Here is a 22,268-nt window from a genome sequence, read left to right on the forward strand (position 1 = left end):
GTCATTGTCCCAGCCCTTCCCGGACGGCGGGCGGCGCGGGGCGGACTGGTCGCGGGTGTCGACCGGGCCCCGGGGCGGGGCTCAGCGCACCGGCCGGAAGCCGCGCAGCCGCAGGCTGTTCGTCACGACGAAGACCGAGCTGAAGGCCATGGCGGCCCCGGCGATCATCGGGTTGAGCAGGCCGAACGCGGCGATCGGGATCGCGCAGACGTTGTAGAAGAAGGCCCAGAAGAGGTTGCCCCGGATGATGCGCAGCGTGGCGCGCGACAGGGCGATGGCATCGACGGCGAGCATGAGGTCGTGGCGCATGAGCGTGAGGTCGCCGGCGGCGATGGCCGCGTCGGTGCCGGTGCCCATGGCGATGCCGAGATCGGCGGCGGCCAGGGCGGCGGCGTCGTTCACCCCGTCGCCGATCATCGCGACCCGGTGGCCCTCCGCGCGCAGCCCGTCGACGACCGCCAGCTTCTCCTCGGGCAGCACCTGGGCGTGCACCTCGTCGATGCCCACCAAGGCGGCCACGTGGCGCGCGGCGCGCTCGTTGTCGCCGGTGAGCATGACCGTGCGCAGGCCCAGCGCGTGGAGGCGCCCGACGGCCCGGGCGGAGTTGTCGGCGAGCTCGTCCGAGACGGTGAGGACGCCGCGCACGGCGCCGTCCCACGCCACGAGGACGACCGTCGCGCCCCGGTCCGAGGCGGCCACGGCCGCGGCGGTGAGGACGTCGGGGACCTCGAGACCCTCGTCGGACATGAGGGCGGCGCTGCCGACGAGGGCGTCCGCCCCGTCGAGGACGGCCCGCACGCCGCGCCCGGGGACGACCCGGAAGTCGCCCGCCGCGGGCGCGGGGCCCCGTCCAGCGGCCCGGGCGACGACGGCCCGGGCGATCGGGTGCTCCGAGCCCGCCTCGAGGGCGGCCGCGGCGACGAGCACGCGGTCCTCGTCCTCGCCGGGCGCCGCGGTGATCCGCTGGACGCTCATCTCGCCCCTGGTGAGGGTACCGGTCTTGTCCATGACGACCGTGTCGATCGCCCTGGCCCGCTCCAGCGCCTCGGGGCCCCGGATGACGACGCCGAGCTGGGCGCCGCGCCCCGTGCCGGCGAGCAGGGCCGTCGGGGTGGCCAGGCCGAGGGCGCAGGGGCAGCTGATGATGAGCACCGAGACGCCGGCGGTGATGGCGAAGCCGACGCCCGCGCCGGCGACGAGCCAGGCGCAGAAGGCGAGGAGGGCCAGCACGATGACGACGGGCACGAAGACCGAGGCGATCCGGTCGGCCAGGCGCTGGGCGTTGGACTTGCCCGTCTGCGCCTGCTCGACGAGGTGGGCGATCTGCGACAGCTGCGTGTCGGCGCCCACGGCCGTGGCCCGCACGACGAGGCGGCCGTTCGTGTTGAGCGTGGCGCCGACGACGCGGTCGCCGGGGCCGACGTCGACCGGCACCGACTCGCCGGTGATGACGTGGGCATCGATGGCCGAGGCGCCCTCGACGACCTCGCCGTCGGAGGCGATCTTCTCGCCGGGACGGACGACGAAGCACTGACCCACCCGCAGGGCCTCGATGGGCCGGGTGGTCTCGGTGCCGTCGTCGTCCAGGACGTGGACGGCCCTGGCGCCCATCGTGAGCAGCTCGCGCAGGGCCGAGCCGGCCTCGGAGCGCGAGCGGGCCTCGATCCAGCGGCCCAGCAGGATGAAGGTGATGGTGCCGCAGGCGGCCTCGAAGTAGACGGCGTCGAGCGAGTCGGCGCGCACCAGGTGCAGGCTGAACGGATGCTTCATGCCGAGCGTCCCGGCGTTGCCGAAGATCAGGCAGAAGGCGCTCCACAGGTAGGCGGCCAGGGTGCCGACGCTGATGAGCGTGTCCATCGTGAAGGCGCCGTGCCGGAGGTTGACCCATGCGGAGCGGTGGAATCCCCGGCCGCTCCAGAAGAGCACCGGGGTGGTGAGCGCGAAGGCGACCCACTGCCAGCCGGGGAACTGCCACGGGGTGACCATCGAGACGGCCATGACCGGCACGGCGATGGCCGCCGAGACGACCAGCCGACGCCTGATCGCCTCGGTGCGCGCCCTGGCCGCGGCCTCGGCGTCCTCGCTCGGGTCGGGCGGGCCGGCGTCGTAGCCGGCGGCGCGCACGACGTCGATGAGCGCCTCACTCGTCGTGCCGCGCGGCGCCAGGACGTGGGCCCTGGCGGTCGCGTAGTTCACCGCGGCCCGCACGCCGTCGATCCTGTTGAGCTTCTTCTGGATGCGCGCGGCACAGGACGCGCAGGTCATGCCCTGGACGTCGAGGTCGATGCTCGTGAGGGCCTCGCCCCGCTCGGCGGCGGGCGTGCCGACGGTGTCGGTCATGTCAGTGCCTTCCGTGCCCGCGACCGCGGGCGCTCCTCGGTCGGATCAGGCCTCGGCGACCCGGTAGTCGCCGGCCTCGTCGACCGCCTCGGCGATTCGGGCGAAGTCGATCGGGGCGTCGCTGGTGACGACCATGGAGCCGTCGGCGAGGCTGACCTCGACGTCGATGACGCCGTCGAGGGCCGAGACCTCCTCGGTGATGTGGTGGACGCAGTGCTCGCAGGTCATGCCGGTGACGGTGTAGGCGGCGGTGGTGGCCATGTCTTCCTCCTGGTTTCTCATGGGTGCCGACGGTGGGTGGACGATGGGTTGCCCGTCGGACCACGGGTCCGGGGGCGTCGGGCTCAGGAGCGGACGAGCCGGGCGATGGCGTCGGAGGCCTCGGCCAGCCTGATCTCTGCCTCGTCGCCTCCGGCCCGGGCGGCGCGTACGACGCAGGTGCTCAGGTGCTCGTCGAGCAGGGTCAGGGCCACGGACTGCAGCGCCCTCGTCGTGGCGGAGACCTGGGTGAGGATGTCGATGCAGTACTGCTCGTCGTCGACCATCCGCTGGAGGCCGCGCACCTGACCCTCGATGCGACGGAGTCGCTTGAGGTAGCCGTCCTTGTCGGCGAGGTAGCCGTGGTGGTGCCCGCACTCGGGGTCACGGCCCCGTCCGGGGTCGCCGTCGGACACGGCGCCGCCGGACGGGGCCGGCGCCGTTCCTGTGACGGAGAACCCCTTTTCTGTGTGTCCGTCCTGCGCGTTCATGGGGCTGAGACTAATACCCCACAGGGGTACTTTCAAGATACCCCCACCCGGTATCCGCAACGGTCTCGTGGAGCGGTACCGGTTGTCTTCAACAATTCAATCACCAGGGTCGGATGTTCCCTAGTGGACGCGCATGAAACACCCCTAGGGGGCGACCCTCTCGAAGGGGGTCGCCAGGGGTCCCTCGTTATCCACAGCAGGGGTGCCCGCCCGTGGACAACCCCGGTCTCCCCCGGCGCCCATAGCGCAGCGACGAGGAGAGCGCAAGTCGCCCGCCGACCCGCCGCAGCGCACAGAAAATCTCACAGTCGACGCACATCACCCCTTGTCAAATAGATTTACCCGCACACGATCCTGTGAGCGCACAGCACTGTGCACAAGCCGTCCACGGGACACGCCGGGAACGTCCACACCCATCCCGGAGTTGTCCACACGGCCTGTGGACAACTCCGTCGGAATCGGTCGGCCCGCGGTGGACTGGCACCCCGCGCAGCGCTAGCGTGAGGGGCCGTGCGGGTCGATCGACTCACCCGCGGAGGGCCTTCGGACGCCGCCAAGACGGGCCGGCGGGCGCTGCGCGGATCCGTGTCGGTGGTCATCCCTAGCGTGGTCCGCATCGCCGCTCGGAGGACGGAAGGGGAGGATCATGACCATCACGTCGATCATGAACGAGGCGCCGGGCCCCGAGGCCCTCGACCGCACCCCCCCGCAGGACATCGAGGCCGAGAAGTCCGTGCTCGGCGCCATGCTGCTGTCGAAGGACGCCATCGCCGACGTCACCGAGGGCCTGCGCGCCGACGACTTCTACCGTCCCAACCACGAGGCGATCTTCAACGCCATCATCGAGCTCTACGGCCACGGCGAGCCCGCCGACGCGGTGACTGTCGCGGCCCAGCTCGAGAGGACGGGCGAGCTCGAGCGGGTGGGCGGGCGCGTCTACCTCATCGACCTCATGCAGTCCGTCTCGATCGCCGCCAACGCCGGCCATTACGCCCAGATCGTCCACGACAAGGCCACGCTGCGACGCCTCGTCGAGGCGAGCATGAAGATCTCCCAGCTCGGCTACCAGGGCGCCGGCGAGGTGCCCGACATCGTCGACGCGGCCCAGCAGGCCATCTACGAGGTCTCCGACATCAACACCTCCGACGACTACCAGTCGCTGAAGGACCTCCTCGAGCCGACGATCGACGAGATGGAGGCCATCCAGTCGCACGACGACGCGATGTCGGGCGTGCCCACCGGCTTCGCCGAGCTCGACGAGCTCACCAACGGCCTGCACGCCGGCCAGATGATCATCGTCGCGGCCCGCCCGGCCGTCGGCAAGTCGACGCTCGCGCTCGACCTGGCGCGCTCGGCGGCCGTGAAGAACGGCCTCACGACCGTCTACTTCAGCCTCGAGATGGGCAAGACCGAGCTCGTCATGCGCCTGCTGTCGGCCGAGGCGGGGGTGCCGCTCAACCACATCCGCAACGGCAGGATGAGCGAGGACGACTGGCAGCGGATCGTCCGCAAGACGGGCCACGTGCAGGAGGCGCCGCTGTTCATCGACGACTCGCCCAACCTCACGATGATGGAGATCCGCTCCAAGGCCCGCCGCCTGCGCCAGCGCAACGACCTGCGGCTCGTCATCATCGACTACCTCCAGCTCATGAGCTCGGGCCGCAAGGTCGAGAGCCGTCAGCTCGAGGTCTCCGAGTTCAGCCGCCAGATCAAGCTGCTCGCCAAGGAGCTGCAGATCCCCGTCATCGCGCTGTGCCAGCTCAACCGCGGCCCCGAGCAGCGCAACGACAAGAAGCCGATGCTGTCCGATCTGCGCGAGTCCGGTTCGCTGGAGCAGGACGCCGACGTCGTCATCCTGCTCCACCGCGAGGACGCCTACGACCGCGACAGCCCCCGCGCCGGCGAGGCCGACTTCATCGTCGCGAAGCACCGCAACGGCCCGACGGCCACCGTCACGACCGCGTTCCAGGGCCACTACTCGCGGTTCGTCGACATGCAGCGCTGACGCCGCCCGCGGGTCTCCGCCGGGATCCCCACGGGGAGCGTGCTGTCACGAACCGCCGCCCGCCCCGCTCGCGGGCTCGGCACCGGCCCGTGCGGGATGCGCGCCCGAGATCCGGGCGCATCCGACATGCGAGCCCGGGCCGAGGGGTACGTCGTCGGACCGGGGGCCGCCGACCCGACGGCCGGCGGGAGCGCATCCGGCCCCGCGAGGGGCGCCCGCGGGCCATCAAGGGGTTGAACCCGGGTGGAACACTGTCTCACTGAGCAACCGCCACACGAGGCGCCGCGCCCTGCGGGCGGGCGCCGGAATCCGGAGAACCGATGAACACGACCGTCCTCGTCTTCCACCCGCACTTCGACCGCTCGCGGGTCAACCGGGCGCTGGCCGACGCCGCCGAGGGCGTTCCCGGCGTCCAGGTGCGCCGGATGTACGAGCTCTACCCCGACCTTCGGATCGACGTCGCCGCCGAGCAGGCCGTCCTGGCCGCCGCCGACCGCATCGTTCTGCAGTTCCCCATGTACTGGTACTCGTGCCCCCCGCTCCTCAAGCAGTGGGAGGACGACGTCCTCACCCACGGCTGGGCCTACGGCTCGACCGGCACCGCCCTGCGCGGCAAGGAGCTCCTGCTGGCCGTCTCGCCCGGCGCCCCCGCCGACAAGTACCGCCGCGACGGCGACTACAGGTACCGGGTCACCGATCTGCTGCGCCCCTTCCAGGCCACGAGCAATCTCATCGGCACCCGCTTCGTCACGCCGTTCGTCACGGCCGGCGCCATGTCGATCGGCGACGCCGAGCTCGCCGCCCGCGCCGAGGACTACGCCGCCTATCTGACCGCCACCGTCCTGCCGGCGCTCGGCGACCACGAGTAGTCGGGCGCCCCGCCCGTAGGATTGGGCCCATGACCGCCAAGGATCCCCTGTGGGAGCTGATCCGCTCCGAGGCGCGCCGCGACGCCGACGAGGAGCAGCTCCTCGCCAGCTTCCTGCACGCCTCGATCCTGGATCATGAGCGCCTCGAGGACTCGATCAGCTTCATCCTCGCCTCGAAACTCGGCAGCGAGACGCTGTCGTCCATGAGCCTGCGGCGCCTCATCGACGACGCCCTGGCCGGCGAGCCGGGCATCGGCGTCGCCATCCGCGAGGACCTGCGCGCGGTGCTGCGCCGCGACCCGGCGTGCCGCAGCTATTCGACGCCCCTCCTGTTCTTCAAGGGATTCCACGCCCTGCAGTCCTACCGCGTCGCCCACCACTACTGGGTGGCCGGGCGCACGGTGCTGGCCCTGTACCTCCAGAGCCGCATCTCCGAGGTCTTCGCCGTCGACATCCACCCCGGGGCACGCATCGGCAAGGGCATCATGTTCGACCACGCGACGAGCGTCGTCATCGGCGAGACCGCGGTGGTCGAGGACGACTTCTCGATGCTCCACGAGGTGACGCTCGGCGGCACCGGCAAGATCGGCGGCGACCGCCACCCGAAGATCGGCCGCGGCGTCGTCATCGGGGCTGGGGCCAAGGTGCTCGGCAGCATCCGCGTCGGCGAGGGCGCCCAGGTGGGCGCCGGCTCGGTGGTGCTCCGCGACGTGCCGGCCCATGCGACGGTCGTCGGCGTGCCGGCCAAGGTCGTGAGCTTCCCGATCGAGGACTCCCCCTCCGACAACGACCCCGGGGGCTGACGGGGGTGGCGGGGAGGGCGCGGGCCGGCGCCCGGTCAGTCTCCGTCGCGGCGCCCCCGGTTGGAGCCGCGCATCGCGGCGGACAGGACGCTCACGACGGCCAGGAGGAGCAGGGCCGGGAGGCCCTCGCCGCGGAAGGCGCCGCGCTGCCTCCCGATCGTCTTCCTCGCCATCGTCCTCCCCTTGTCGCGTCAGGATCCTTCGGTCGGGCAGGACCCCGCCGGCGCGTCCTGCCGGGACGCCCCGCGCCCGCAAGGCTAACGCGGCGGCGCGCCGGGCGGCGCGGCGGCCCGTCGGTACCCTGTGCGGCATGAGAATGATCCGCCCCGAGGGCCTCGGCGCCGTGACCGATGGCCTTCCCGACGAACCGCGCCTCGTCGCCCCGGGCGGCTTCTCGACTCCGCTGGAGCTGCTCGCCCTTCTCGACGCCCGGCTCGACCGCTGGGCCCTGTTCTGCGTCAACGCCCCGGCCGGCATCCCCTCGCACGAGGGCGTCACGCACGAGACGATCTTCCTCGGCCCGGCCATGCGCGCCTCGGGCCGATCCCGCTACTTCCCGATGCGGCTGTCCCTGTCGACGCGGCTGTTCCGCACCACCTGCCCGCCCGACGTGGTCGTCCTGCACACGACGGCCCCGCGCGGCGGCAGGGTCTCCATGGGCATCGAGGTGCAGGTCATGCTCGGCGCCCTCGAGGCCGTGCGCGCCCGCGACGGCATCGTCGTCGCGCAGGTGAACCCGCGGATGCCGTTCGTCCACGGCGACGGCGTCCTGAGCGTGGACGACATCGACTACGGCGTCGAGATCGACCACCCGATGATCACGATCCCCGAGCCCGTCCCGGACGAGGCCTCGCTGCGGCTCGGCGAGCTCATCGCCGCCCGCGTCGAGGACGGCTCGAGCATCCAGGCCGGCATCGGCGCGGTGCCCGACGCCGTGCTCGGCTGCCTGCACCCCCGGCGGGGGCTGCGCTTCTGGAGCGAGCTGGTCAGCGACGGCGCCATGCTCCTCGACCGCGCCGGGGCCCTCGACCCCGACGAGCCGCTCATCGGCACCTTCATGCTCGGCACCCAGGAGTTCTACGACTGGGCCGACGACAACCCGCGCGTCCGGCTGCGCCGCTGCGAGGTGACGAACGATCCCGCGATCATCTCGACCCTCCCGAAGGTGGTGAGCGTCAACACGGCCATGCAGGTCGACCTCTTCGCGCAGACGAACGCCACCCGCCGCGGCGACCGCATCTACTCGGGCACCGGCGGCTCGACGGACTTCCTCGTCGGCGCCCTGCACTCGCCCGGCGGTGAGGCGATCATCGCCCTCCGCAGCCGGCACCCGAAGGCGGGGGTCTCAACGGTCGTGCCGAAGATCGCCTCGCCGATCACCTCGCACCAGATGAGCGCCATCGCCACCGAGAACGGCATCGCCCAGGTCTTCGGCAACGACGAGGACGAGCAGGCCCGGCAGATCATCGAGCACGCCGCCCACCCGGACGCCCGCGACGAGCTGCGCGAGGCGGGCAGGGCGATGGGTCTGAAGGTCTGAGGGCGACGGCGGCGGTCAGGAGCGCTGCGGCGCCGAAGACCCCGCCCGCGGCGGCGGCGGCCGAGTGGAAGCCGGGAAGAAAGGCTCCGCCGGCGACCCCGGCGCCCAGGACCGCGACGCCGACGACGCTGCCGGTCTGGCGTGCGGCATTGACGACCCCTCCGGCGACGCCGACGTGCTCCGGCGGGGCGGACGCCACCGCCGCCGAGGTCGCGGCCGGCACCGCGAGGGCCGTCCCGAACCCGGCCGTGAAGGTCAGCGCCGCGACCACCGCGTAGGGGGTCTCCGCGGTGAGGAGTACGAGGCTGCTGAAGCCGGCAGCGCCGATCACCAGGCCGGCGAGCATGGTGGGGAACGCGCCCCACCGGGCGGCGCAGCGACCGCCCAGCGGTGACGCGACCACGGCACTGCACGCCTGGGGCGCCAACGCGAGGCCCGCCAGCCACGGCTCGTAGCCCAGGTACCGCTGGAAGAAGAGGGAGAGCACGAAGAGCTGCCCGAAGAAGCCGACGTTGAGCGCGAAACCCACCACCGCGGCCACGGAGAACCGGGCACGGGTGAACAGGGCGACCGGCAGCATCGGCTCCGGTCGCCGTCGCTCCACGACGGCGACCAGGGCGAGGAGGACGACCCCGACGATCAGTGCGCAGACCTGCCGCGGCGACCACCCCCGTTCCCCGGCGGTGATGACCGCATGGGTGAGCGCCACCAGCGCGAGCACGGAGAGCAGCTGTCCGGGCGGGTCCGCACGCCTTCCGCGCCTGCCTGCGGGCGCGGGGACCGCCCGCAGGGTCAGGAGGCACCCGACGGCGATGACGGGGAGGTTGGCCCAGAACACCGCCCGCCAGCCGATCGTCGACACCAGCGCCCCGCCGAGGACGGGTCCGATCGCCGCGGCAGCGCCTCCCGCGCCGCCCCACAGCCCGATGGCGCGTGCCCGTTCCCCCGGATCGGCGGACACGACCGACAGCAGCGCCGCGCCGAGGCCCTGGACGGCGCGGCCGACGACGAGGAGGCCGCCCGTCGGGGCGAGTGCGCACACGGCCGAGAGCACGGCGAAGACCACGAGGCCGGCGAGGTGGACCCTGCGAGCACCGAGACGGTCGCATGCGGCCCCGGCGGTGAGGAGGAACGCGGCGAACGTGAGCGCGTAGGCGTCGACGACCCACTGCAGGGAGCCCACCGTCATGCCGAGGTCGGCGCCGATCCCCGCCAGGGCGACATTGACGATGGTCGTGTCGAGCATGACGACGAAGAACCCGAGGAGGATCGCGGCCAGTGCCGTGCGCCGGGCCGTCGTGGTCATGAGTGCGCCCCCGGCGGGGCCTCGGCCGTCCGCCCGCCCGGGCCCCGGCCCCGGGTTCGATACGGCCGGTCCGGCGATGTCGGCGGCACCGGGCCCGCCCGGGACCCGGCCACCGCGTCCCCGGTGGAGACGCCCGTCGTCGTGCCCGCGCAGCCGCCGGCGGCCCTCGTCCATTGCGCTCACTCCCCTCGTCCGCGGATTCCATGGATCCGGTGCGTCCAGGCTGCGCCCGTGACTGTTCGGTCGGCGCCGAACAGTCACGGGCGCACACTGGGGGCATGGGTGCGCGCGTGTTCCCCGAAGCGGTCCCGGATGTCTCGGCCGTCGCCTCGGCTCTGGCCGACCCGTCGCGGGCGGCGATGTGCGCCGCGCTCATGGACGGGCGGGCATGGACGGTCGGGGAGCTCGGCAGGTACGCGGGCCTGGCCCGGTCGACCGCCAGCGAGCACGTCGACGCGCTCACCGCCCACGGCCTCGTCCGCGAGCTCCGCCAGGGCCGTCACCGCTACATCCGCCTGGCCGGGGAGGACATCGCCCGTGTCATCGAGAGTCTCGGCGTCGTCGCCGGCTCGTCCCTGCCCACTCCCCGCAGCCTCAGCGCCTCACGCGCGAACGCGAACCTCCGAGCGGGCCGCACCTGCTATCGGCACCTCGCCGGTCGGCTCGGGGTGCGCCTGGCCGAACAGCTCGAGGACCGCGGGCTCATCGACCCCTGCTGGCGGGTCACCGGCCGGGGCCGTCGCCTCCTCGCCCGGTGGGGCGTGCCCGCCGAGATGCTCGACACGGGCGGCCCGTGCATGGACGCCACCGAACGCCGCTTCCACCTCGCCGGCCCCCTCGGCACCGGTGTCTGCACGGCCCTGCTGGACAGGGGATGGCTCTCCCGCACCGGCCGCACCCGGGCCGTGCGGCTCACCCCCGCCGGACGGGCGGCGCTCGACGACGCGGGCATCCGGCTCGACCGCCCGACGGCCGCCCCCGAGGATCCCGGTCGCCCTCCGGCCCGGACGTGACCCCGGGGGATCGTGCCCGGTGCCCAGCACCCGCGCCCCGGCCGGGACGACGAGCGGCGCCGCCTGTGCGGGGAGGAGCCCGGGACCGGGATCGTGGGATGCCCGCGCGCCCCGACCGCCACGCCGCCCCGTCCGTCACGGCACGGCTCTCGGACGTCCGATAATGATCTGATAATGGGGGGACGCCCACGACCACGGGAGGAGGGCCCATGGACGACGTGCGGAGCGTCCGCGTCCTCGTGAGCGGCCTCGTCCAAGGCGTCGGCTTCCGCTGGTGCACGCTGCGGCAGGCCGACGCGCTGGGGCTGACCGGGTGGGTGCGCAACCTGCCCAGCGGCGACGTCGAGGTGTTCGCCCAGGGGTCGGCCGACGCGGTCGGGGAGCTCGTCGCATGGCTCCGCGAGGGCCCCGGTTTCTCACGGGTCACCGGGGTGCGGGTGCGCGAGGCGCCGCGGAGACCCGGACTGGGCGGGTTCACCGTGCGCTGACTTCGGCGGGCGAGGACGAGGAACCGGGCGGGCGCCGGCCGCCGGCACATCTGCCGCAGACCCCGTCGCACGCATGGGCCGGCCGCGTCATGGCCCTCGTCCACGACACACCAACCGTCCCTGGCCCCCGACTGCCGACGGGATCGCCGGAAGAACCCTGCAGCGCATCGGATCGGGCGGGCCGCGAAGCACGAGGGCACCGGGATCCCGTTCCGGGCGGAACGCCCCTTCCGCGGACCGTGCGCCTCGGCCCCTTCTCCCCAGGGATGCCCGCCGCCCCACCCGGAGGCCCGGGACGCCGGGTGGCACGAGGAAGCTCGTTCACAGCATGCGGCCGGGGCGTGACAAGGGGCACCGCCTCTGCATGGGGTCCGGGCGATCCACGAGGCATGGTGGATCGATCGCGGCTCCGACATCCTCCACGGCCACCCCGTCTGCCGGGCGCCGCCGACGAGGCTCTTCCGCGGCAGGACGGCCCATGCCATGGGCACAGCGAGCAGGGGGAGGAAGAACAGCCCGGGCACGAACGTCCGGGGAAGCGGTTCGACCTGGACGAGCGTGTTCACGTGGAACCAGGAGAGCGGGAGCCGTCTGTCGAGGACAGCCGACATCACCGGCGAGGAGGGGGAAGGCCACAAGGACGGGCAGCACCCCCGGGACCGTGGATCCGAGGACGACGATTCCCCGGACGGCGCGATCCGCGAAACCCATGACGCCTCAGAAGACGGTGCTCCTCCCGTCTGCCGATGATCGTGCAACCCAGGCATGCCCCGACGAGAAGTCCGGCCACAAGAATGCTCATCAGCGCGCCAGCCCACAGCAACGCCGTGACCTGATCACTCGACTGGACCACGAGCGTCGAGATCCCGCTCTCCGTCATCGCCTGCCGCATGGCGCCCTCGCCACCCAGCTCGTGCGCCGGGCTCTCGGCCGTGGGACCCGTCCCGTCAGGCCGAACCACGACTCCCGTCACCCGCCCGCCCAGGCCGGAGAGCTCCTGACCCGGCTCCTCGGGGACTCTCGCCTCTCCCGGCAGCGCCGAGGACATCGTGCCCACCAGCCGGACTCGGCAGGAACCGCCTGCGGCGCGAATCGTGAAGGAGTCCCCCGGGGCCGGATCGAGGTCGCGAGCGACCCCCGATTCGAGGACGGCATCGTTCTTCGCATCGACGTCGATGTCCCGGCCCTGCAGGATGCTCACCTCGTGCCAGTGGTTCGTGGGGTCGAAACCCTCCTGCGAGAAGAGTGTGCGAGTCCCCGCCGTCGCCCCCTGAACCACCGTCTTGACGCAAGGGGTCCGCTGCTGCCGCTGCACACCAATGATCACCCATCAGCGTCCCCGCCTCACCGGTGGTGACGGGTCTCCCGGAATCGACCATCACGTCCCACTCATGACGGGCCGCCGAGTCCGTGGACGTCGTCATCACAGTGGGGCAGGAGAGGAAGGAGGCGGCGGCGAGGCTGGATCCGGCCCCCACCGGCAGAACGGTGACGAGGGGCACGAGCGGGGTGCGCAGAGGATCTCCTGCCGCGATGCGCGGCGGAGGCCACGGTGTTCCGGTGGCGAGTCGGCTGAACCGGCCCGGCCGATGACCATGATGAGGGCGAATCCGCGCCATGGCCTCCTCGGGCGACATCGTGAAGACGACTCGCAGCGCCAGCGCGGCTCCCCCTGCGAAGATCACGGCCGCCGAACCGACGGGGACGAGCAAGGGGTCCATCACGAGCTCGGCCCTCGGAAGACCGACGCTCCCGGTGAACGCGGAGCACCAGCCGGCCGACGGCCTGATCGTCGATCGTCGCCGGCGCGGGGACCACCGAGACGGCCAGATCCCTCCGCCCCTCGACACCGGTGCGCCCCTTCGCGATCGTGTCGGGTGACCGCCGAGTCCACACCCTCCGCGGCGGGGAGCGAGGCGAGGGCGTCGGGGGACGCCTCGTCGAAACGGAGCTCCACGTCGGGCGGCTCGCCCTCCTCGTACCAGCCGTTCCGGCCATGGGCGATGGTCCCGTCCCCATCGCCGGGCAGGCTCCGCAGGAGGACGCCGGCGCGACGGCTGCGAGAGCGCGCAACAGCACCAGGCGCCCCGCCATCCCCCATGCGGAGCCGAGCGGGAACCTCGCCGAGGCCCACCGGGGACGTGGTGACCTGGTTCCGGATCCTTCTCGCTCCCTCACCACCTCGACATGCCCCGACGCGAGGCGCCGCCCGACGGAGGCGTGTCGTACGACCAGCGCATCATGCGTGGCCATGATGAGTGCGGTCCCGAAGGAGCGCTGCGGCTCGCGCATGAGATCCATGACCTGCTCCGCCGACCCCTCGTCGAGGGCACCGGCCGGCTCATCGGCGAGAAGAAGGCGCGGACGCTTCACCGGTGCGCGCCATGGCCACCCGCTGCTGCTCGCCCCGGGGAGCTGGTCGGGGAGCTTCTCGACGTACCCACCGATCCCGACGGCGTCGAGCATCGCGATCGACCGCCCGCGCCGTTCACGACGACCCACCCCGAGGGCCGTGGGCGAGATCCCCACGCTCTCCACGACGTTCAGCACGGGGGAGGATCGAAGTACTGGAAGACGAAGCCGATGCTCTCCGCCCGGGATCCCGCTCTCCGGGGCACGGGGAGTCCTCCGAGGCCCCGCCCGCAGACCGTGACGCCTCCCGAGTCGAATCCGTCGAGGGCGCCGAGCACGGTGAGAAGCGCCGACTCGCCGCTCCCCGGGACGCCGCGGAGGACCACCGCCTCCCCGGGTCCCGCCGAGCACGAGATCCCGTCGGGCACCGTCACCGACCCGTCGGCGACGGATGGCTCTTCGCCAGCCCCCTCGACTCGACCATCGCCTCCGATCCCGGACCGATCGGTCCGTGCTGCGCGCCCGCCCCCATCGGTCCCCTCGCTCCCGGACGCGTCACGGGATCGGCGGGAACGACCGCCCTCTCCCCGACCCGGAATCGGGCTCCCACGCCGTACCCGCCGTCCCCCTCACGATGGGGGGTCCGGCCCCGTGGGGCGCACGACGGGTCATGGGCACCAACGATGCGTGACCGGACGCCCTCGTCGCAGGACACGAGCCCTGCCCCCATCATCCTCCCCGCAGGCCCGCTCTCAGTCCTCCTGCCGACCCCGGTTCGCCGCCCAGAAGCGCTCGGCCTCGTCGCTGCGGCCCTCGCGGTCGAGCCAGGTCGCGCCGAGCGCCGCGAAGTCCCTGCGCAGTGCGGCGTCCTCCATCCGGTCGGCCAGCCCCATGGCCGCGCCGATGTCGGCGAAGGCACCGCGCTCGTCGTGGACCGCCAGGCGGAGCCGGGCGCGCAGGTCGTGGACCGTGGCGGCGAACCTCTCGTTGCCGTGGGCGAGGATCCGCTCGGGCGCGTCGCCGAGCTCGGCCAGGGCCCGGTCGGCGGCGTGGTTGCTCCCCAGCAGGCGCACCCGGTCGATCGCGATGTCGAGCATCGTCATCTCGGGGTCGATGTTCGTCCGCTCGGCGAACTCGGGGTCGGTGAGCACCCGCTCGCACAGCGCCTGTCCGGCGGCGACCGCCTCGGCATGCACGGCGAGCCCGGCGTCCAAGCCGTCGGCGTCGGCGGCGGACCACATGCGGCGGCGCTGCAACGCCAGCAGCTCCATGGCGTCGCCAGCGGCGCGGGCCTGCTCGACGCCCTCCGTGTACGCCCGCAGCGCCTCGATCGCGTCGCGCTCGCTCAGCCCGTCGCCGACGATCTCGAGCAGCTCCGCCGCAGTGGCGGCCCTGCCGAGCTGGATCGCGTCGTCGGCGCCGCGCCGGGCCAGCGAGACGGACCGTTCGGTCTCCCCGAGGCCGAGGCACAGCCGGGCGCCCATGCCGGCGATCTGGGTGCGCGAGTCGAGCATGGCGTCGGTGCCCCATCCCACATAGGGGTCGTCGGGGATCTCCAGGTCGGCCAGGGCGTGCTCGGCCACCTCGATCGCCTCGACGTCCCGGCCCTGCTTGAGCAGGAGCGAGCACAGGAAGCCCCGCGCATGGGTGCTCGCCTTCGGATCGCCCACACGCTGGGCGCAGGCGAGAGCGCGCTGGTAGCGGCGCTCGGCCGTGAGCCGGTCGCCCAGGAACTGGTGGATGCGGCCGCTGTAGCGCAGGGCCTGCGCCAACTGGTCGAGGGCGCCGGCGCTCTCCAGACGCCCCACGGCGTCGTCCACGACGGCGGCCGCCTCCTCGGCGCGGTCCTGCCTCCACAGCGCCTCGGCGCGGTGGTCGGCGAGGCGGCGCTGGAGCTCCGGGAACTCCCCCGGCTGCAGCAGCGCGGCGGCGCGCTCGCACAGCGCCGACGCGACGTCGGGGTCGCCCGAGCAGCACATGAGCACGAGGCCGACCCAGCGGCTGCGGAGCTTCGGAGCGGACTCGGCCGTGACGCCGAGCGAGTCGAGCTCGTCGAGACGGGCCCGGCGCGACGCAGGGTCCTCGGGATCGAACACGGCGGTGCCGATGACGTTGAGGATCTCCTCGACGTCGCCGCTGGCCCGCACCTGCTCGGCGAGCGCGGCGGCACGCTCCTCGTCGTGGGTGATGGCGCTCGCGATCGCATGCTGGAGCGCCGCCGCGCCCACGGTGTCGCCGGCCTGCTCCAGCAGCCGGATGGCGATCTCGGTCGCCTCGAGGCGCTGGGACTCGTGCACCGCCCCGGCGAGGTGGAGCGAATTCACCACGAGGCTCGCGACGCTCCGGAGCAGCTGCGGGTCGCCGCTCGACTCGGCCCGGGCGATCGCCTCGTCGCGGAGCGTGCGCCAGCGCGCCTCGAACGCCGCGGCGGCGTCGGAGCCGCCCCACCGCAGGATGCGGTCGAGCAGCCCCTCGAGGTCCTCCGGCCGCGCGGCGGCGATCTCGTCCGGACGCACCGCGCGCGGATGCGACGACAGGCCGTTGAGCGGCTCGGCACGGCGCGCATCGGGCGCCGTGCCCGTGGTCAGCGGCATCGGCGGCAGCGGGCCGGCATCGATGAAGTCCTCGCGCACCATGCGGCCCACGGAGTCGTTCCCGTTGCGGGCGTCGTAGGCGGCGGCGGTCTCGAGGGCGCGGGCGACCAGGTCGTCGTAGAGGCCCTGGTCGATGACGAGCTCGCTGCCGTCGTGGACGCGCAGCGCCTGCCCCGCCATCCCTTCGGCCAGGCAGGCGCCGACGAGCCGGGCGGCAGCGGCCCGCAGGAGCATCCCGGTCCGAGGGTTGTCGAACTCGCGCACCTGCTCCCAGCGGTGGGCCATCAGCTCCAGGCCACGGGCCAGGGCCCCGGTGCGCGCGCACAGCAGGACGTGCCTGTCCACGACGCCGGTCTTCCCGACGTCGTCGCGCGTCTGGCGCCAGGCGCGCAGGTGGTGCCCGGCGGCGTCGTCCATCCGGCCGAGCTCGGCGGCGCACAGGGCGGCCAGGCTCAGCGAGTGACAGGGCTCCTCCTCGCACGCGGACCCGCCCTGCAGCACGGGGGCGAGGAGTTCGAGGGCGCGCTCGTACCGGCCCCGGTCGTACCAGTGCTCGGCCCGGGCCCGGGCCGAGCAGGCCGGGCAGTCGCTCATCTCGCAGCGGGGCAGGGCGGTCCAGGCGTCGAACTCGGCCTCGGCGGCGGCTTCGCCGCGGGTGGCCGAGACGAACTCGTAGCGGCACTTGGCTACCGGTTCCGGGCCGATCCCGGCCGCCGTGTAGCGCCGCTGCATGTCGGCCAGCAGCGCCTCGACCTGGGCGAGGGGGATCTGCGGGTAGTCGGGGGCGTTGTCGACGATCCACTTGTTGCACCACAGGATGGCGTGGCGGTACTCGTCGGTGAGGGCCGGTGAGTCCGCGTCGTAGCGCTGCACGAGCCAGGCGAAGGGGACGAAGGACTCCGAGGGGCGCCCGCCGAGGGTGAGTGCCGTGACGAGCGCCAGGCGCACGGCGATGCCGAGCCGCTCGTCGCCGAGCTCGTCGGCCAGCCCCACGGCCTGCTCGAGCGGCCCGATCCGTTCGGCGTAGGGGCGTCCGATCATCGTGTCGTGCAGCCGGATGATCCGTTCGCGGATGTCCTCGTCGCTCATGCCGCTCCCCCTCCCGCCGGACTCCCGGACGGATCGTTCCACGGACCCGGGTCGTCCCGGTGGTCCTCGTCCCAGCGCACGGCCTCCTCGTGGCGCCCGTGCTCCTCGAGCCAGTCGCGGCCCTCCGCCAGCAGCCGCCGGTGCTCCCGCTCGTCGCCCCGCCCGCGGGCCAGGTCCTCCAGCTGCTCCGAGGCCCTGTGCATGAGCCTGGTCACCTCCACCGTCATGCCCATCGAACGCTGGCGGTCGGCCTCGGCGCGCAGGATGGCGACGGCCTGCGCGCCCTGGCCGGTCTGCCGGGCCGGGTCCGCCCGGCGCCGGGCCCGGGCGGCGCGCAGCGCGGGGAACTCGTCGTCGAGCAGACAGGCGTCCACGGGATCGGGGAGGTCGAGGATGCCGTCGAAGGCCGCTCCGAGGCCGAGGACCGCGCGGCCCATCCGCATACGGGTCATCGGCTCGCTCATCACGTCGATGCCCAGGGCCCGCAGCTCGGCCAGCCGGGCGCGCGCAGCGTCCGGGTCGCCGCCGTCGATCCGGGTGCGGGAGAGCGCGGTGACGAGGACGCGGGCCCCACCGCAGGCGCGGGTCCGGTCGAGCAGCATGTCGCCGCGCACGGCGTCCCCGTCGAGCCCGACCGCGAGCAGGTGCTCCAGGTCGAGCGCGCGAGCGGTGTCACCGGCCCGGGTGAACAGGTCGACCACGGTCTCGATGCGCTCCGGGTCGCGGGCGTCGGTGACGCCGAAATCGGCGATCCCGGTGTCCATCTCCAGGCAGGCCGGCGCATGAGGCGGCTCGCGGTCTCCCGTGGCCCCGGCCCACTCGATCGCTCCGGCGCGCAGCTCCTCCCAGCGCGTCACGATCGCCTGCTGCGCCTGCCAGCCGCCCCAGCGGGTCGCGTCGACGAACAGCTCGGCGAGACGGCGGGCGCCGGCGCGGGCCACCGCCTCGGGGGCGAAGGGATGACGGGACAGGCCGCTCGCCGGTCCCGCCTCGTGGTCACCGGTCATCGTCGCCCTCCAGGGCGCGTTCGAGCAGGGCGAGGAAGGAGTGGTCGACGGCCGCCAGGTCGGCCGCGCGCAGCCGGTGCCCAGCGGCCAGCAGGGCGCGGGCGTAGAGCGACTCGGCGGCCGGGGAGACGAGCTCGTCGTCGCCGAGGGCGAGCATCCTGCGCACGAGGGGGTTGTCGTCGTTGAGCAGCAGGCGGGGTCTGACCGGCGTCGGACGCATCGTCGCGAGCAGGGCCGCCCAGGTCTCGTCGGCGCCGGCGGCGACCTCGTCGGAGGCGGCCGCGGCGCGGGCCCGCCCGTCCTCCAGGTGGAGGGCCGGCATCGAGGACGGCGCGAAGGCCCGCAGCTCCACGTCGACGTCGAGCCGCCCCAGGGCCCGGCGGGCGCGCTCCAGCGCGGGCCGGGCGGCGCGCAGCCGTTCCTCCGGCACGGCGCGGATGTGCGCGTCGAGGTCGCGCGGCGACAGGGGTTCGGCCCGCAGCCCGGGCAGCACCCGTGGGGCGCGCAGGGCCAGCTCGGCGTCGTAGACGTAGCCGCCGTTGAGCACGTCGATGCCCTGGGCGGCGCCGACCGCGGCCATCTGACGGTAGTCGTCGACGGTGCGCGCCACGCGGATGACGTCGGTGCGCTCGGCGAGCTCGGGCAGGGTCGCCTCGCCGGTGTTCGTCTCGAAGCGCAGCACCGGCAGCAGGGTCTCGAAGAGCTCGTCGTCACCGAGCGCCATCGACTTGGCGGCGACCGAGTGCACGGCGAGGAAGCGGTTGATCCGGGCCGGGTCGGTGGCGGCCAGGCGCAGGATCCAGCGGCGGATCTGCCCGCCGAGGCTCGTGCGGACCGTCTCGTGGAGCTCGTCCTCGCGGAGCCCCTCGCGGCTGGCCGTCGGCGTCAGCCGGGTGGCGTCGACGACGGCCCGGGCGAAGAAGGCCCAGTCGGGCAGCAGACCGGGCACGTCCTCGGACAGGAGCATGCCGTGCAGGTGGACGCGGTGGCCGCCGCGCGAGCCGGCCTGCGCCTGCTGGTCGAGGATGACGACGACGCCGTCGAGACCGGCCTCGGGGACGGCCACCGGCAGCACGGCGAGGGGCTCGACGCCCAACTCCTCGCGGGCGAGGCGCTCGCACTCGCGACGTCGGGCGCGGCCCGCCAGCCGCCACGGCGGCGTCGTCGGGGCGATGGTCACCGGGGTCGCGTCGGGGCGGGCGCTCACGACGCGGTACGGCAGGTAGGAGCCGAAGGTCCTCGCCAGCCGGGTGACGCGCTCGGAGGTGAGCCAGTGGGCGGTGGCGGCCGTCGGGCGCAGCGAGACGCACGTGCCGGGGCCGGCGGCGAGCCAGGCGGTGCGCTCGTCGTCGAGGCCGGACGCCGGGACCGTCTCGTGGGTGCCGTCCTCGTGGCCGATCCAGCGGATCGCCGGCCCGTCGCCCTTGCGGGTGAGCACCTCGATGCGGTCGGTGACGACGAAGCAGCTCAGCAGGCCGATGCCGAAACGGCCGAGCATCGTCTCGTCGTGGCCGCGCTTCGACGAGCCGCCGATGGTGGCGAGGAAGGCGCGCACGTCGTCGGCGTCCAGCCCGACGCCCGAGTCGAGGCAGTGCATGCGCCCGTCGGAGGCGGCGTCCGAGCCGATGAGCTCGATGCCGGGGCGCCGGTCGCCGGGGCGGGGATCGGATGCGGTGAGCGCGTCGACGCCGTTCTGCAGGAGCTCGCGCACGAAGACGCGCGGGCTCGAGTAGAGGTTGTGGCCGAGCAGGCCGACCAGGCCGCGCAGGTCGACCCGGAAGGCGTCGTCGCTCTGGGTGTCGTTGCTGGGCACGTGGGCAAGCCTAGGCCCTGCCCCGCCCGGCGCGCCGGACGGCCGCGGAAGGGCCCGGAGGGGTCGGGGCCCTCGTACGCCCGCGGGGCGAGCCGCGTCCGGGCTCGTCAGGGCCCTCATCGTGCGGGGCGGGCGGCCCGCGCGACGGCCTCCGCGCCCCGGCGCGTGCGGGGCGGCGCCACGCCGGTGCGGGGCCCCGTCAGGGGGTCCCCGAGCGCCCCGGCCCGCGGATCGCCCCTGCCGCCGAACCGGCCCTATAGCCTGGGGGGGTGAGTTTGAAAGAGAACGCTCACGCCCCTGGCTTCGGCGATCAGGCTGCGGGCGGGCAGAGCACCGAGGCGAACCGGCGCGACGACCTCCTGGGACGACTGGAGCCGTTGGGCGTGAGCGGCAGCTACGTCAACGCCGCGGGCGCCGTCGTCGAGGTCCCCACGAGCACGCTCGAGCTCGTCGACGACCACTTCCGCGACGAGCCGCCCCCCGGCATCGGCGCCCCGCTCGTCTGCACGCCGGGCCGCCACCATCCCGAGCTCTTCGGCGATCTCGTCCTCGAGGGCGGCCACCACTACCGGGCCCACGGCGTCGTCGACGTTCCCGGCTACCACGTCCTGCACACCGATGACGGTCTGCGCCGCTTCGTCATCGCCGCGCCCGAGAGCCTGCGCTCCCCCGACCGCAGCTGGGGCTGGCAGCTGCAGCTGTACGCCGCCCGCTCGCAGGACTCGTGGGGCATCGGCGACTTCCGCGACCTGGGACGCATCTGCCGCATCGCCCATTCCCAGCACGCCGGCTGCGTCCAGGTCTCCCCGGTGCACGCCATCGCCCCGGTGAGCCATCCGCAGGACTCCCCGTACTCCCCGGCGAGCCGCCAGTTCCTCAACCTTCTCCACGTCGCGCCCGGCGAGGCCCCCGGCGCCGAGCGCGTCGACCTGTCCGATCTGTCGGCGGCCGGGCGGGCCCTCAACGCGGAGCGCCTCATCGACCGCTCCGCCGTGTGGGCCCTCAAGAAGGAGGCGCTGTGGCGCGTCTGGGGCGCCGTGCGGGACGAGGAGAACATCGAGTACACCGACTACCGCCAGCGCCGCGGCAGGGCCCTGCGCGACTTCGCCGTGTGGTGCGCCATCGCCGACGAGCTCGACAGCTCCGACTGGCAGGAGTGGCCCGCCGAGCTGCACCGCCCGGGCTCGGAGGCGGTGCGCCGCTGGGCCGGGGCGCACGCCGACAAGGTCTCCTTCTACGCGTGGTGCCAGTGGGTCGCCGACGTCCAGTACGCCGAGGCCTGCACCTGCGGCGTCGACGTCATCGCCGACCTGGCGGTCGGCTTCGACCAGGGCAGCGAGGACGCCTGGGCCTTCCAGGACTCGTTGTGCTTCGACTTCGAGATCGGCTGCCCGCCCGACACCCACAACATCGAGGGCCAGCGCTGGGGGCTGCCGCCGTTCAACCCGCAGGCGCTCGTCCTCCACGACTTCGGACCGTTCATCGAGATGGTCCACGAGGGGCTGCGCCACGCCAAGGCGCTGCGCATCGACCACGTCATGCAGTTGTGGCGCCTGTACTGGGTGCCGAAGGACGGCACCGCCGCGGAGGGCGTCTACGTCACCTACCCGGTGCACGCGCTGCTGGCCGTCCTCCGTCTGGAGGCCATGCGCGCCGGCGCCTGGATCGTCGGCGAGGACATGGGCACCGTCCCTGCCGGGGTGCGCGAGTCCATGACCGACATCGGCATGCTCGCCAACCGCTCGGCCATGCGCGTCGACACCGACGACTTCCCCGAGCTGGCCATCGGCACCTCGTCGACCCACGACCAGGTGACGGTCGCCGGGCTCATCACCGGCTCGGACGTCGAGGACCTGCGGCGCATCGGCAAGAGCGCCGACTGGGACCAGATCGAGCGCACCCGCCGCGAGCTCGCCGTCGACGCCGGCGTCGATCCCGGCAAGCCCGGCCGCCGGATCGGCGAGCAGGAGATCCACGACGCCATCATGGCGCGCTACCGCCGTCTCGGCTCGGCCCCGAGCAGGGTCGTCCTCGCGGTGCTCGACGACGCCGCCATGGTGCGGGGCCGGCCCAACATGCCCGGCACGGTCGGCGTCTACCCCAACTGGCGGCTGGCCCTGCCCGAGCCGGTGGGCCGCACGATGCGCAGCCCGATGGCGCGTGACCTCGTGCAGCTGCTCAGCGAGAACCGCTGAGGCGCCACGGCCCCGTCCCGCGGCTGGCTGCCACGACCGATGTCCGCCGGTCACGGGCTCGTGGTGGCTCCGGGGGGAAACACCCGATGTCGTGCCGACGACAGG

At 73.6% G+C, this 22,268-nt stretch carries 14 protein-coding genes and 1 pseudogene; 7 read left to right on the plus strand and 8 right to left on the minus strand.

What is annotated here, in order from left to right; genetic code table 11:
• Positions 1-81: 81 nt before the first annotated feature.
• From EGX94_RS06035 to EGX94_RS06045, 3 genes and pseudogenes are all read right to left on the minus strand, one after another.
• Positions 82-2,340: a heavy metal translocating P-type ATPase gene (locus EGX94_RS06035; protein ID WP_043150250.1), complete on the minus strand. Its 2,259-nt coding sequence runs from the start codon at positions 2,338-2,340 to the stop codon at positions 82-84.
• A gap of 48 nt (positions 2,341-2,388) precedes the next feature.
• Positions 2,389-2,601, minus strand: a pseudogene (locus tag EGX94_RS06040) (heavy-metal-associated domain-containing protein); the annotation flags it as partial.
• 83 nt (positions 2,602-2,684) lie between these two features.
• Positions 2,685-3,014, minus strand: a complete 330-nt coding sequence (locus EGX94_RS06045; protein WP_226906078.1) for a metal-sensitive transcriptional regulator — start codon at positions 3,012-3,014, stop codon at positions 2,685-2,687.
• Between the two features lie 739 nt (positions 3,015-3,753).
• On the opposite strand from EGX94_RS06045, the gene dnaB reads away from it, so the two are divergent.
• The 3 genes from dnaB to cysE all read left to right on the plus strand — a co-directional run bounded on the left by dnaB (position 3,754) and on the right by cysE (position 6,766).
• Positions 3,754-5,094: a replicative DNA helicase gene (dnaB, locus tag EGX94_RS06050; protein WP_028706361.1), complete on the plus strand. Its 1,341-nt coding sequence runs from the start codon at positions 3,754-3,756 to the stop codon at positions 5,092-5,094.
• A gap of 320 nt (positions 5,095-5,414) precedes the next feature.
• Entirely contained in the window at positions 5,415-5,963 is a 549-nt protein-coding gene (locus EGX94_RS06055) for an NAD(P)H-dependent oxidoreductase (RefSeq protein WP_021798087.1), read from the plus strand.
• 29 nt (positions 5,964-5,992) lie between these two features.
• Positions 5,993-6,766: a serine O-acetyltransferase gene (gene cysE, locus EGX94_RS06060; protein WP_021798099.1), complete on the plus strand. Its 774-nt coding sequence runs from the start codon at positions 5,993-5,995 to the stop codon at positions 6,764-6,766.
• Between the two features lie 35 nt (positions 6,767-6,801).
• Here the strand turns inward: cysE and EGX94_RS13380 are convergent, their stop codons facing one another.
• Positions 6,802-6,939 (minus strand): hypothetical protein, encoded by a 138-nt coding sequence (locus EGX94_RS13380; RefSeq protein ID WP_021798094.1) that lies wholly within the window; start codon positions 6,937-6,939, stop codon positions 6,802-6,804.
• 143 nt (positions 6,940-7,082) lie between these two features.
• Between EGX94_RS13380 and EGX94_RS06065 the strand changes: the two genes are divergently transcribed.
• Complete coding sequence (locus EGX94_RS06065) at positions 7,083-8,306, plus strand: acetyl-CoA hydrolase/transferase family protein (RefSeq protein WP_021798089.1); 1,224 nt, start codon at positions 7,083-7,085, stop codon at positions 8,304-8,306.
• Here EGX94_RS06065 and EGX94_RS06070 read toward each other — a convergent pair.
• Positions 8,230-9,612 (minus strand): MFS transporter, encoded by a 1,383-nt coding sequence (locus tag EGX94_RS06070; protein WP_051383830.1) that lies wholly within the window; start codon positions 9,610-9,612, stop codon positions 8,230-8,232. The two genes, EGX94_RS06065 and EGX94_RS06070, sit on opposite strands and share 77 nt — an antisense overlap.
• A 278-nt stretch (positions 9,613-9,890) precedes the next feature.
• Between EGX94_RS06070 and EGX94_RS06075 the strand changes: the two genes are divergently transcribed.
• Together EGX94_RS06075 and EGX94_RS06080 are read left to right on the plus strand one after the other, a co-directional pair.
• The gene (locus EGX94_RS06075) at positions 9,891-10,625 is read left to right on the plus strand and encodes an ArsR/SmtB family transcription factor (RefSeq protein ID WP_051245386.1); all 735 of its coding nucleotides are present in this window, start codon (positions 9,891-9,893) and stop codon (positions 10,623-10,625) included.
• 209 nt (positions 10,626-10,834) lie between these two features.
• Positions 10,835-11,113 carry an acylphosphatase gene (locus EGX94_RS06080; RefSeq protein ID WP_021798097.1) on the plus strand — a complete coding sequence of 93 codons (279 nt, stop codon included), beginning with the start codon at positions 10,835-10,837 and terminating at the stop codon, positions 11,111-11,113.
• Positions 11,114-14,217: 3,104 nt separating this feature from the next.
• On the opposite strand, the gene EGX94_RS06085 is transcribed toward EGX94_RS06080, so the two are convergent.
• Genes EGX94_RS06085 through EGX94_RS06095 form a run of 3 tightly spaced genes read right to left on the minus strand, consistent with a single transcriptional unit; the run spans position 14,218 to position 19,968 of the window.
• A complete protein-coding gene (locus EGX94_RS06085; protein WP_021798084.1) occupies positions 14,218-17,148 on the minus strand; it encodes an ATP-binding protein in 2,931 nt (976 codons plus the stop codon).
• On the minus strand, positions 17,145-18,155 hold the full coding sequence (locus EGX94_RS06090) for a hypothetical protein (RefSeq protein WP_123826039.1): 1,011 nt from the start codon (positions 18,153-18,155) through the stop codon (positions 17,145-17,147). The genes EGX94_RS06085 and EGX94_RS06090 overlap by 4 nt, the downstream gene beginning before the upstream one ends.
• Positions 18,145-19,968 carry an HSP90 family protein gene (locus tag EGX94_RS06095; RefSeq protein WP_021796993.1) on the minus strand — a complete coding sequence of 608 codons (1,824 nt, stop codon included), beginning with the start codon at positions 19,966-19,968 and terminating at the stop codon, positions 18,145-18,147. Before EGX94_RS06095 ends, EGX94_RS06090 begins: the two co-directional genes overlap by 11 nt.
• Before the next feature lie 269 nt (positions 19,969-20,237).
• Between EGX94_RS06095 and malQ the strand changes: the two genes are divergently transcribed.
• The gene (malQ, locus tag EGX94_RS06100; RefSeq protein ID WP_081660567.1) at positions 20,238-22,163 is read left to right on the plus strand and encodes a 4-alpha-glucanotransferase; all 1,926 of its coding nucleotides are present in this window, start codon (positions 20,238-20,240) and stop codon (positions 22,161-22,163) included.
• The last annotated feature ends 105 nt before the right edge of the window (positions 22,164-22,268 follow it).

The organism is Propionibacterium acidifaciens (assembly GCF_003798325.1).
Classification (GTDB): domain Bacteria; phylum Actinomycetota; class Actinomycetes; order Propionibacteriales; family Propionibacteriaceae; genus Propionibacterium; species Propionibacterium acidifaciens.